Source organism: Lysinibacillus sp. GW821-FHT14F06, from assembly GCF_058803665.1.
On sequence record NZ_JBXAPF010000013.1, the window covers coordinates 70895 to 83239 of the forward strand.

Here is a 12345-nt window from a genome sequence, read left to right on the forward strand (position 1 = left end):
CATGAAAAAAGATGTTTTTGCTATAGAAATTATTCAGGATTCATTGCTGGCTATTGGAGATGAGATGTTTGTTGCATTAGCTCGCTCATCCATGAGTCCCGTTATCTATGAGGTTTTAGATTATGCCTGTGGTTTAACAGATGCTAAGGGTAATTTAATTAGCCAAGGGAATGGTGTAACAAGCTTTATTGGGATGCTAAGTCCAATGGTTCAACGTGTCATTGAAAAATATGATAATGGGAAAAAGCTCCATGAAGGTGATGTCATCATTATAAATGACCCTTATGTTGGAGGAGGGTCGCATTTATCGGATGTAGGATTGGTTTTACCGATTTTCTACAATGGAGATATTATTGCTTATTCTGCAAATAAAGCGCACTGGACCGAAGTAGGTGGGATGGATCCTGGCTCATTTACAAGTAATTCGAATGAAATCTATCAGGAAGGTCTTCAGCTACCAGGTGTAAAGCTTTATCAAAAGGGTGAGCTCAATGAAGGCATTTATGAAATTATTTCTACGAATGTTCGTCTACCAGAGCTTTCTATTGGAGACATGTTTGCACAAGTAGCAGCCTTAAAAACAGGTGAAAAACGGATTGCAGAGCTTTGTCGGAAATTTGGTGCTGAATCGGTGAAGTTGTCCATTCAAAAATTATTGGACAAGGGTGAAAAGATTGTAGAGCTTGAGCTTCAACATCTACCAAAAGGTGAATTTTATGCGGAGGACTTTATTGAAGGTGATCCATTAAAAGGCGGACCTTATCCAATTAAAGTGAAAGTAACGATTAGTGATGAAGAATTTATTTGTGACTTTAGAGGCTCACATCCTGCCGTGAATGTGCCAGTAAACTGCTCACAATTTGGTTTAATGGCTAGTGTTCGTGTAATGTTCTTAGCATTACTTGGCGATATTGATGTGATTAATGAAGGAGTCTTTAAACGCTTAACGATTCTTACAGATGAAAATTCAATTGTATCAGCCAAACGTCCACATCCTGTATCGATGAACTTTGAGGCACGTATTGGAGCAGCAGATTTAATTTGGAAGGCACTTGCTCCTCATTTACCAGAAAGATTATCAGCAGGACATTTACAGTCGGTTTGTACATTTATCTTAACAGGCAAAAATCCTGAAAACAATGAGTCCTTCTTAATCGTTGAACCTTCAGTAGGTGGTTGGGGAGCGTCAAATGATGAGGATGGTCAAAGTGGGCAATATTGTATGGGAGATGGAGAAACGTATAATCTTCCGGTTGAAATTGCGGAGACAAAATATGGAATTCAGATTGATGAATATAGCTTAAATTGCGATGGTGCTGGTGCAGGACAATTTAGAGGTGGCTTAGGTGTACGCCGAGTTTATACCGTTAATCAGGATGGCCAAAAGGTTTCTGTCAACTTAGGTAGACATCAATTTGCACCATTTGGCTTAAATGATGGTGAGGAAGGCTCACATAACTATCTGATTATTCATAAAAAAGATGGTACTAAGGTGGGACCAGTAGGAGTACTTGCCAATTATGAATTACAGAAAGGAGATTGTATTGAGCTTGTCACAGCAACAGGGGGAGGCTATGGCAATCCAAAAGAGAGAAGTACAAAAGCAATTGAAAAAGATCTATTAAATGGATATATTTCTTTAGAGGTAGCTGAAAAACGTTACGGTTACCAAAACGCATAAAAGGAGAAATATATACATGACTGTCAAGACATTAAAAAACTCATTGGATATACTAGAATGCTTTGCAACTACAGAAAGCGCATTAGGTGTACGTGAAATTTCACGCATGACAAACCTGCATACAAGTGTTGTACAAAGAACAATCAATACATTTACAGAAGCAGGGTATTTATTACAGGATGAAGCCACAAAAAAATATAAATTAGGTTATAAAATGTTTATATTTCATGATGCTCTCTCCAATACAAGTGACCCACATTTTACAATTTATGAATTGATGCAAAGTCTTGCAAGTGAAATCAATGAATCAGTATTTCTAACTTATATGGATAATGAGTATGGTGTCACAACAAAAATTGCTGAAAGTAATAAGAATATAAAATATGCGGTGTCATTAGGAACAAAAACACCGCTTTATATCGGTGCTTCCTGTAAAGTTATGTTTGCCTATTTAGACAAAGAAAGACAGCTTGAATTGTTAGCCTATTTTCATGAAAAGCAATCTGAAGAGGAACATAAAAAGCTTCTTGACAATTTACAAGAGGAGCTACAATCCATACGACAAAATAAGTGGTGTGTTACTGTAGGGGAGTACAATGAACATGCTTTTGGTATAAGTGTACCATTATTCAACTATAAGAAAGAAATCATGGCATCTTTGACGATTTCTGGATTAGTATATGACATTGACGAACAAAGGGAGAAATACATGCTTGAACAGTTAGTGAAAATTGCTCATCAAGTTCAATCTCACATATCTAAACTATAACAACAATAGGGGAGCTGACACTATGAATAATAAAGTATTACATCCGCGGGCTTTGGAGCCTGTAACTCTACTAATGATCGTCTTAACATCTGTAGTAGGGGCAATTATTGGGATACAGCTGATTACGACTTTAGGGATTTCTGCTAATACATCCATCATTGGGGCTATATTTGCGATGATTCTAGGAAGAATTCCAATTGGTAAGCTAATTGCTTTCAAATCCGTGCATAGACAAAATATTATACAAACGGCGATATCATCGGCTACTTTTAGTGCAGCGAGTAGCCTAATGTTACCAATCGGTATTCCGTATGTTTTAGGGTATGAAAATTTAGTATTGCCTTTGTTTATTGGTGTTATTTTAGCGATGTTTGTGGATGCTTTATTATTATATAAATTTTTTGATACAAAGATTTTCCCAGCAACAGGTACTTGGCCACCAGGGATTGCAACAGCTGAAGCTATAAAGGCTGGCGATAAAGGCGGTAAAAATGCAAAGGTTTTAATTGGTGGTGTGTTAATCGGTATCGTGGGGTCTGTTCTTAAAATTCCGATGTCAGCTTTTGGGGTAGCGTTTATCGGGAATATTTGGGCACTTACAATGTTTGGAATTGGTCTTTTACTAAGAGGCTATTCTGTCCAATTATTTAATGTCGATTTAAATGAATATTATATTCCGCATGGCATTATGATTGGTGCGGGCATTGTAGCCCTTTTCCAGGTTGCTTTTACTTTACTAAGTAAAAGATCGACCAAAAAGTCAGAAGAATTAATCTATTCGAAAGATCAAAAAGAAATTCGACAAGGTTTTGGTGTAGGCTTTATTGCTTATTTAGCGATTTCGTTATTGATTGCTTTATTAGGTGGTATTATTTCACATATGTCCTTTGGAATGCTCATAGGCTTTATCATTTTCGCAACAATTGCAGCTTTTGTTCACGAACTTATCGTTGGGATTGCTGCGATGCATGCAGGCTGGTTCCCCGCATTCGCAGTAGCGTTTATCACACTAATTGTCGGAATACTAATTGGTTTCCCGGCACCAGCTCTTGCTTTGTTAGCTGGCTATAGTGCGGCGACAGGGGTAGCATTTGCGGATATGGGCTACGACTTGAAAACAGGTTTTATCCTACGTGGAAATGGCAGTGATCCTGCATTAGAAAAAGAAGGGCGTAAACAGCAAATGATTGCAGGTATGCTTGCCTTTTCAATTTCTGCAGTAGTCGTTTTACTTTCATACCAATCTTATTTTGCACAGGATTTAGTAGCACCTGTCAACCATGTATACGCAGCCACTATCCAATCTGGAGTGACTGGAGACGTAGCAAAGCAGCTATTGATCTGGGCGATTCCTGGGGCATTGATTCAATTAATTGGCGGTTCAAAGAGACAAATGGGTATTCTGTTTGCGACTGGTTTATTACTTATTAATCCTATAGCTGGTTGGGCTGTATTAGTCGGTATTTTACTTCGTGTTATTTTCACTTCTGTAACGAAAGGTAAGAGAGAGTCTGAAATGACCGTCTTTGCAGCAGGTGTTATAGCTGGAGACGCTTTATATAGCTTCTTCTCTTCCATTCTTAAAATAGGAAAATAGAAAGGAGTAAGGGTAGATGGTAAAGGTGTTAACGTATGAGGATGGTTTAGCCGCTGTTTATGGAGGTGCAATCCTAGGAGGCGGTGGTGGTGGTCTTCTTGAGGAAGGTTTAAAGCTAGTGGAGGAGATTTTCGCAGCTGGAAAACCTCAACTTATCGATATAACGGCATTAAATCATGAAGATTTAGTAGCCTGTGTAGCAATGGTTGGAGCACCTTCAGCAGAAGAACAATATGTATCCAATGAACAGCTATGCTGGAGCTATCAACAGATGAATGCGTATATGGATCATCGATTAAAAGGAATTATTACGAATGAAAATGGTGCTATAACGACAATCAATGGCTGGTTACAATCAGTATTACTGAACGTACCAGTCGTTGATGCCCCTTGTAATGGACGAGCCCACCCGACTGGTATTATGGGTTCCCTAAACCTACATGAGCAACAAGATTATCAATCCGTTCAATTTTATGCAGGTGGAAAAAATGAATACGCTATTCAAGGCTTTGCTGAAGGAAATTTACAAAACACAGCAAAAACAGTTCGTCATGCATCTATTCTAGCTGGAGGATTGGTAGCGGTAACTCGTAATCCAGTAACAATAGGCTATTTAAAGGAACACGGTGCACCAAATGCAATATCTACCGCAATTGAGCTTGGATACAGCTTTTTAAGCGGGCGAACAATGGATGAAAAATTAGAAAATATTATTCATCTGTTAAATGGCGAGCATATCGTATCTGGAAGAGTGAAGGATTTTTCTCTTACAAAGGAAAATGGCTTTGATGTGGGCAGCTTAACTGTTGGAGATGTTGAATTAACTTTCTGGAATGAATATATGACCTTAGCAAAGGTAGAAACCATCCAATCGAGATTTCCAGATTTAATAATGACATTTGATATTGAAGGGATGGTACCTGTACCAAGTGCTAGTATCAAAGAAGGCATGCATATAGCTGTTATTCAAGTTGATCAAAGCCATTTAAATTTAAGCACTACGATGAAAAATGCCGAGCTGCTACAGGAAATTGACACGGTTATTGGTAAGGAACTATAGAAATGAAGGAAATAATATAAGAGAGTAATCTAATTAATAAAAGCTGCCTTCATCTACATGTAAGTGAGATGGGCAGCTTTTATTGTCCCTCCAGCGGGTGGGTATAACAGTACATAAAAATCGTTCCTACTTCCTTCATAGCATAATACTTCTTCTATGGCTTAAATGATACTCGAAAAAATTTGCCTAAATAAATTATCTTTTATTGTTCACACAACTCTAATGAGTCAGCTATTCTCATAATGTCAGCAAATTATTGTACACCTTTTTCATTAAAGGGAGGAGCTACGTTCATACTTATTCCGTTATTGAATAAAAGAAGGCAACATCAATTAATGACAAAAGTAATGTACACTTGCAACATATGATGAAAGCTTTCTGGTCGTGAAAACAAGCCTAGCGGATTGCTCACCTATTTCATCTTGTACAAGCACTATGCGGGTTAAAACAAAGAATTTCTAAGGGAAAGTGTTCACTTTTATTTGTTTTCTTAGATGATTGGTTTAAATTTACATACATCATCTTGTAACACGATATTCAATTGTAAGCCCGCTGAAGTTAGTTAAATAATCTGTGAAGAACATAGTTATCGTACATTGAAATAGTGAGATACAGAACAAAGTTGTTCTGTGTATTTATCATATAATATTCTGAAAAATTAGTCAATTGAAATCATTTGTTTGTCTTGTTTTTGATTGATGCAGAATATCACTTATCAGTATAATAGCAAAAGAAGGGACTGAATGAAGAACATGAATGATTTAATGGATAAAGTACGAGGCATTTATGAGCAGTTTGATGCCAGCCATGATTTTCAGCATATTGAACGTGTTTACCAAAATGCAGTGGACATTTTACATAGTGAGCCAACAGCAGATGCGGAAGTCGTAAAAATTGCTGTGCTGCTGCATGATGTAAGTGATAAAAAGTATACCAATAGTAAAGAGCAAGAAAATCAGCTAATTGCAGAGTTAACATTAAGTGAAGATAAAAAGCAGCATATTCGAGATTGTATTGCTCAAGTATCATTTAATGGGGGCAATGAGCTTGAAGCAACTTCTATTGAAGCAAAAATAGTACGAGATGCAGATCGCTTAGATGCTATTGGAGCCATTGGAATCGCACGCACATTTGCTTATGGAGGTGCGAAGGGTCGGAAACTATATGATACAACAGAGCAAGCACGAACAAATATGACGGAGGAGGAATATCGTACTAAAAATACATCCTCAGTCACACATTTCTACGAGAAGCTTTTATTCTTAAAGGATTTAATGACAACCGATAAGGGCAAGCAAATGGCTAATGAACGCCATCAGTTTATGGAAGGCTTTTTACAGCAGTTACAAAAGGAAATTGGTCAATAAAGTGAAGCTGAAATAGTTGTTTATTCCTAATGAAAAAACAAGCTCTCCTATTGCTTGTAATCAATCTTCACGTTACAGGCAATGGAAACCCCATAAGGCATAGGTGTCGCATTAAAATTGCACACCTATGCCTTATTTATTACATATAGTCTTGATTAAGTTGTTTTCAAAATTTTGTACAGTCCCATGTAATGATTATAGAGGATGATTCGTAGAAAGAAATCCACCACTAGCGTCCCTAAAATTTTATAAAAGAAATTCGACAATGCTAAGCACGTTCATGTTAGACCTATACCGTTCAGTTTGTTGTTCTTTGTTTACCAGTCGTTTGGTGTTATGATTAATAATGGATATCAATAATACGACTACATATTAAGTGTGAAAGAGATGGAAAAGTGGAATGAGTCATTTAATTGTACAAAATTTAACAAAAACGGTGGGCGATAAAACGCTCTTTCAAAATATTGAATTTACAATCTATGAGGGAGAGCGTACTGGCTTAATCGGTATTAATGGAACGGGAAAATCCACTTTATTGTCCATAATAGCTGGGCAGATTGAAGCGGATTCGATGAATGTGGACAGACCTAATAAATATCGAATTGCTTATTTGCCACAGGAGCCAACATTTACAAGCGGGGAAACAGTTTTACAGGCTGTGTTTGCAGGCGATTCTCCAATTTTAAAGTTGAATCGTGAATATGAGGAAATAGTAGCGGCGCTTGCTTCAAATCCTAACTCGGAAAGCCTGCAAAAAACACTGTTTAGCTTACAGCAGCGTATGGATGAAGAGCAGGCATGGGATGTCAATGCACTGGCGAAAACAGCTCTAACGAAGCTGGGCATTGAGACATTCGATAAAGAGGTATTAACATTATCAGGTGGTCAGCAAAAACGGGTAGCTTTAGCGAAGGTGTTAATTGAGCCTGCAGATCTTTATTTATTGGATGAGCCTACCAACCATTTAGATGTACAATCAACGGAATGGTTACAAGAAATGGTTTTACGATTAAAAGGGGCCGTTATCTTTATTACCCATGATCGTTATTTTTTAGATGAATTATCAACGCATATTTACGAGCTAGCTAATCAAACGTTGTATCGTCATACAGGGAATTATGGGGATTATTTAGAGGGACGTGCTATCCGAGAAGAAATGAGAGCAGCCTCTGCCCAAAAAGACCGCAATCGCTATCGTTCAGAATTAAAATGGATTCGTCGTGGCGCAAAAGCACGTTCAACAAAACAAAAGGCACGTATTCAGCGTTTTGAGCAGCTTGAAGAAAACCTAGAGCGTAAAACAGAGGATGTTTCGTTAGAGATGGGGCTTGCTACTACACGACTTGGTCGTAAAGTATTAGAGGCTGAAAATATTTCAAAGGCATTTGGACAGCAAAAGATTCTTGAAGATTTTTCATTTATACTCCAGCAAGGTGATCGTATCGGTATTATTGGTGCGAATGGAGTAGGGAAATCCACTTTATTGAACATGCTAGCAGGAGAGCTGACACCAGATATAGGTGAAATTCTTGTTGGCTCAACAGTAAAACTAGCACATTTCAAGCAGACTTTACCGAAAATGAATGAAAATGAGCGCATGATTGAATATATTCGTGAGGCCTCTAACGATATTACAGATGCAGAGGGGGTACGATACTCTGCTGCTCAAATGCTTGAACGATTCTTGTTTCCGTTGCATGGACATGGAACACCAATCGGTAAATTATCTGGTGGGGAACGTAAACGCCTCCATTTATTACGTTTATTAATGGAGCAGCCGAATGTTCTATTACTAGACGAACCTACCAATGATTTGGATATTGAAACATTGGGTGTGCTGGAAGATTTTATCGAACATTTCCCTGGTGTTGTTATCACGATTTCTCATGACCGCTTCTTCCTAGACCGAATTGCGAAAAAGCTATGGATATTAGATGGACAGGGTCAGGTAGAGGAGACGCTGGATCTTTACAGTGAGTATTTGGTAAAACGTGAGCAGGAGGCTACTGTAAAAGTAGAGGCACCAAAAGCGGAAAAAACAAAAACGGAAAAGCCAAAATCGGACAAGAAGAAGCTATCCTTTAAAGAGCAAAAAGAGTGGGAAACGATTTCAGACGATATTGAAAAAACAGAGACTGCCATTATGGTGGCTGAAGAAGGAATTGCTAATGCTGGCTCAGATTTTACAATGCTACAGGAATTAACGGCAAAGCTGGAAGAGCTTAATGCCCAGTATGAATATTTGATTGAAAGATGGTCTTATTTAGAAGAAATTGTGAATGGATAAGGAGCGATTAGACATGAAGATTATAACAATTGAACCGACACCAAGCCCTAATTCAATGAAGATTGTCGTGGACACAGAATTACCATTTGGAAAAAGCTATAATTTTACAAAAGATAATAAAAATGAAGCAACTGGTGAAGCAGCAGCAATTTTGGCAATCGAAGGGGTCAAGGGTGTTTATCATGTAGCTGATTTTTTTGCAGTCGAACGTAATGCGAAATATGCATGGGAAGGTATTTTAGCAAGCATTCGTCAAGTTTTAGGCGAAGATAGTGTACAGGAAGAAAATGAAATACATGCTGCTAATGAATTTTATGGTGAAGTTTACGTCCATGTCCAGTTTTATAAGCAGGTGCCACTACAAGTAAAGGTATTTGATAATCAACGAGAGCACCGTGTAAGCTGTGGTGAACGCTTTGTGGAAGCTTTCAATAAAATTATTGAGACTGCAGACGATGAAAATTATATCTTCCAACGTAAGTGGATTGACTATGGCGTGCGTTATGGTGAACTTGAGGAAATTGCAGAAGCGGTCAAGCAAGAGATCGATGTCACTTATTCAGCAGAACGTGTAGAAGAAATTGTTGCAGTCATTAATGATGATGAAAAAACAGCTATAAAACCCGACAAGCTAAAAATAACGGTTGAGCAGTTTATGCAACCAGAATGGGAGAAACGTTTCCAACTGCTAGACCAAATGGCAGATCCAGAGCTCAATGACTTACCTCTATTAGATGTAGCTTTACAGGACGAGCAAATGTCGATTCGACGACTGGCTACTGTTTATTTAGGTATGATTGAAGATGTGTCGGTTGTGCCGTATTTGGAAAAGGCATTACAGGATAAAAGTGCAGCTGTACGCCGAACAGCAGGAGATTGTATGAGTGACCTGGGGTTTGTGGAATTTGAGAACGCTATGCAGCTTGCCTTACAAGATAAAAACAAGCTTGTACGCTGGCGGGCAGCCATGTATTTATATGAGGTAGGTACTGAGCAATCATTACCTTCATTAGAGGCTGCAGAAGACGATAAAGAATTTGAGGTAAAGCTACAAGTAAAAATGGCGATTGCACGAATTGAACAGGGCGAGGAAGCAAAAGGCTCTGTGTGGAAGCAAATGACCGAATCTCGTCAACAATAATAATATAAACCAGCATCTCTTTGAACTACTGTTGTTTAAATATGGTGTTGGTTTTTCCTTAGGGAAAAGTTTGACCTGTTCGAAAAGAGTAGATGCTCAAAAAAGAGAGAGAAAAGCTCTAAAAGAGGTTATAACCAAAAAAGGTGAGACATCTCTCAATTGGAGTGTACATCGCTGGCACGGTTCATAAATCGAAACAACTATTTTCCTTGAGCTCAGATTAGTAACTACAGCAAGGTTGTATGATACCATTGAATGAACTGGAAATATGAAAAGGATTTTATGTGATATTAGTAAAGTTATAGAAATGAATGCTATTAATCTGCTGGAACTTCTAGTAAATGATGATTTCCTTAATTATCTTCCGTGAAAATGCGAAAGGGGGTGTATTGGAAAATAACAACGTGTACTTGTTTTTATATAAAATAATTAGAATATTTAATCTATTCAAAGTTGAGGTGTCTATCCATGTTAGGAAATATTACAGATGTACCTGGCGTAAAGGTGGGACATTCGGAAAATAAGGAAGGTATAACAGGCTGTACAGCTATTTTAGTAGAGAATGGTGCAGTTTGTGGTGTTGATGTAAGAGGCTCTGCTCCAGGCACTCGTGAAACAGATGCATTGGATCCAATCAATGAAATTGATCGTGTACATGCTATTAGCTTATCTGGAGGTAGTGCATTTGGACTGGATGCAGCGACTGGAATTATGCAATTTCTAGAGGAACAGGATATTGGTGTGGATACAGGAATTGCCAAAGTACCAATTGTTCCAAGTGCTGTACTATTTGATTTGTTTATAGGTAATCCCAAAACAAGACCTACTGCTGCAATGGGCTATGAAGCCGCTAAAAATGCCAGAGTGGGATTATTTTTAAATGGCAATACAGGTGCTGGGTATGGTGCTACTGTTGGGAAATTAGCAGGTCCTCAGTTTTGCATGAAGGGAGGACTAGGTAGTGCTTCGATCGCTGGCAAAGGCGATCTAGTGGTTGGTGCCATTGTTGCTGTCAATGCTGTTGGAGATGTAAAAGATCCTTTTACTAGAAAAACGCTAGCAGGTGCATGGAATAAGGAAACAGCAGAATGGATTGATTGTTGTGCTTATTTAGAGGAGCATGTGCAATCAGAAGCATTGTCTGGTACAAACACGACTATTGGTGTAGTTGCAGTAAATGCCAAGCTTACGAAAGCAGAGGCAAAAAAAATTGCACAGCTCACTCAAAATGCTCTTGCACGGACAATATATCCTGTTCATACCATGCTGGATGGTGATACGATTTTTGTACTAGGTACAGGAACTAGAGCCTATCCAGTTGATTATATAGGTCACTTAGCAACAAAAGTGATGGAGGAAGCGATACTTACGGGTGTAAAGGCCGCTAAAAAATTGGCAGATGTCGAAAGCTATTCAAGCATTCAAAAATAATCAAAAAGGAATAAAGGAAAAATGTTGATAATGTTAGGTGGTATCTGAGCATGCTCAAATGAAGATGTAAGTTAAAAGCTGAGGCATTGAAGTTACGAGTAATTGACAATCCAGACCTTCTTAGAATCTCATAAAGAAACAACCTCCATATTTTACGGATGGTGGTGCACTTATTCCAACTTCTTGCTATATTCTAAAGGGGTGATGGTGATGAAAAAATGGATAATGCTTAGTTTTCTTTTAATATACTTAGCAGGATGTCAACCTTTTATGGGCGGTCAAGCAGTAATTGATTGGGTAGATTTTATCCAATGGGATGGTCAGGAATATAATGGTGTTCACAATAGTGAAATAGCCGATGCATCATTCATAGAAAAAGAAATAGGGGAAGTTCGCTTTAAAGTAGCAGATAATGTTTCAAATCCATCCTATCAATTAAAAGATGGAGATGCTGCGTTTCATGAGAAAGGGACTAAACTTTACTCCATTAAAGGGAAAGACAATATCATCGCTGTCAAGGACGAAGCTGCTATAAATGGTTATCGGATCTATTTTGCAATGGATAATTCAAAGTATAAATGGCACTTTGATGATGTTTCATTAGAACAAGTTAAAAAGATAGAAATATATAAATCAGCAACACCGGCAGGTAATCAGCAGATAGCTACTATTGAGGATAAAGCTGGAATTGAGAACTTCTTAGAAATCCTTTCGAACAGTAAAGAGGCTCCAGCATTTCAACCGAATACAAGCACTGGAGATCCAATAAGCTATCAGATCATCTTATATACGGATGAACCCATAACCTATAAATACAGTGTTCACTATGATGGTAATACATATTTTTGGTATCCGTCAGAAACGGCCATTTTATCAGATGACATACAACATTTTATTAGTGAAAAGTAGAGGCTAGTCAAAACCTTAAAAAGCGCGAGAAATCAGCCTTTCTAAAATTGATTTCTTGCGCTTTTCAGTGGTAGTGCATTAAACGAGGGTTACATATTCTTGA

9 protein-coding genes are annotated in these 12345 nt (G+C 38.0%); all 9 read left to right on the forward strand.

The genetic code is table 11. The features are described 5' to 3' along the window. Position 1: 1 nt before the first annotated feature. The 9 genes from AC1RNS_RS13470 (at position 2) to AC1RNS_RS13510 (ending at position 12242) form a co-directional block, all read left to right on the forward strand. Positions 2-1681 carry a hydantoinase B/oxoprolinase family protein gene (locus tag AC1RNS_RS13470; RefSeq protein WP_492993330.1) on the forward strand — a complete coding sequence of 560 codons (1680 nt, stop codon included), beginning with the start codon at positions 2-4 and terminating at the stop codon, positions 1679-1681. A 16-nt stretch (positions 1682-1697) separates the two neighbouring features. Next, positions 1698-2450 carry an IclR family transcriptional regulator gene (locus AC1RNS_RS13475; RefSeq protein WP_492993332.1) on the forward strand — a complete coding sequence of 251 codons (753 nt, stop codon included), beginning with the start codon at positions 1698-1700 and terminating at the stop codon, positions 2448-2450. Between the two features lie 22 nt (positions 2451-2472). Next, positions 2473-4047 carry an OPT/YSL family transporter gene (locus AC1RNS_RS13480; RefSeq protein WP_492993333.1) on the forward strand — a complete coding sequence of 525 codons (1575 nt, stop codon included), beginning with the start codon at positions 2473-2475 and terminating at the stop codon, positions 4045-4047. Between the two features lie 16 nt (positions 4048-4063). After that, positions 4064-5107: an S-methyl thiohydantoin desulfurase domain-containing protein gene (locus AC1RNS_RS13485; RefSeq protein WP_492993334.1), complete on the forward strand. Its 1044-nt coding sequence runs from the start codon at positions 4064-4066 to the stop codon at positions 5105-5107. Between the two features lie 752 nt (positions 5108-5859). Continuing rightward, entirely contained in the window at positions 5860-6474 is a 615-nt protein-coding gene (locus tag AC1RNS_RS13490; RefSeq protein ID WP_492993400.1) for an HD domain-containing protein, read from the forward strand. Positions 6475-6874: 400 nt separating this feature from the next. Further along, entirely contained in the window at positions 6875-8761 is a 1887-nt protein-coding gene (locus AC1RNS_RS13495; protein ID WP_492993336.1) for an ABC-F family ATP-binding cassette domain-containing protein, read from the forward strand. Positions 8762-8774: 13 nt separating this feature from the next. Then, positions 8775-9902 carry a conserved virulence factor C family protein gene (locus AC1RNS_RS13500; protein ID WP_492993338.1) on the forward strand — a complete coding sequence of 376 codons (1128 nt, stop codon included), beginning with the start codon at positions 8775-8777 and terminating at the stop codon, positions 9900-9902. Between the two features lie 468 nt (positions 9903-10370). Further along, entirely contained in the window at positions 10371-11333 is a 963-nt protein-coding gene (locus AC1RNS_RS13505) for a P1 family peptidase (RefSeq protein WP_492993340.1), read from the forward strand. Between the two features lie 210 nt (positions 11334-11543). Further along, positions 11544-12242 carry a hypothetical protein gene (locus tag AC1RNS_RS13510; protein ID WP_492993342.1) on the forward strand — a complete coding sequence of 233 codons (699 nt, stop codon included), beginning with the start codon at positions 11544-11546 and terminating at the stop codon, positions 12240-12242. The last annotated feature ends 103 nt before the right edge of the window (positions 12243-12345 follow it).

What these genes read in the sequence shown, in the direction of transcription:
- AC1RNS_RS13470 (WP_492993330.1), top strand. Translation starts at nt 2, where the DNA reads ATGAAAAAAGATGTTTTTGCTATAGAAATTATTCAGGATTCATTGCTG.
- AC1RNS_RS13475 (WP_492993332.1), top strand. Translation starts at nt 1,698, where the DNA reads ATGACTGTCAAGACATTAAAAAACTCATTGGATATACTAGAATGCTTT.
- AC1RNS_RS13480 (WP_492993333.1), top strand. Translation starts at nt 2,473, where the DNA reads ATGAATAATAAAGTATTACATCCGCGGGCTTTGGAGCCTGTAACTCTA.
- AC1RNS_RS13485 (WP_492993334.1), top strand. Translation starts at nt 4,064, where the DNA reads ATGGTAAAGGTGTTAACGTATGAGGATGGTTTAGCCGCTGTTTATGGA.
- AC1RNS_RS13490 (WP_492993400.1), top strand. Translation starts at nt 5,860, where the DNA reads ATGAATGATTTAATGGATAAAGTACGAGGCATTTATGAGCAGTTTGAT.
- AC1RNS_RS13495 (WP_492993336.1), top strand. Translation starts at nt 6,875, where the DNA reads ATGAGTCATTTAATTGTACAAAATTTAACAAAAACGGTGGGCGATAAA.
- AC1RNS_RS13500 (WP_492993338.1), top strand. Translation starts at nt 8,775, where the DNA reads ATGAAGATTATAACAATTGAACCGACACCAAGCCCTAATTCAATGAAG.
- AC1RNS_RS13505 (WP_492993340.1), top strand. Translation starts at nt 10,371, where the DNA reads ATGTTAGGAAATATTACAGATGTACCTGGCGTAAAGGTGGGACATTCG.
- AC1RNS_RS13510 (WP_492993342.1), top strand. Translation starts at nt 11,544, where the DNA reads ATGAAAAAATGGATAATGCTTAGTTTTCTTTTAATATACTTAGCAGGA.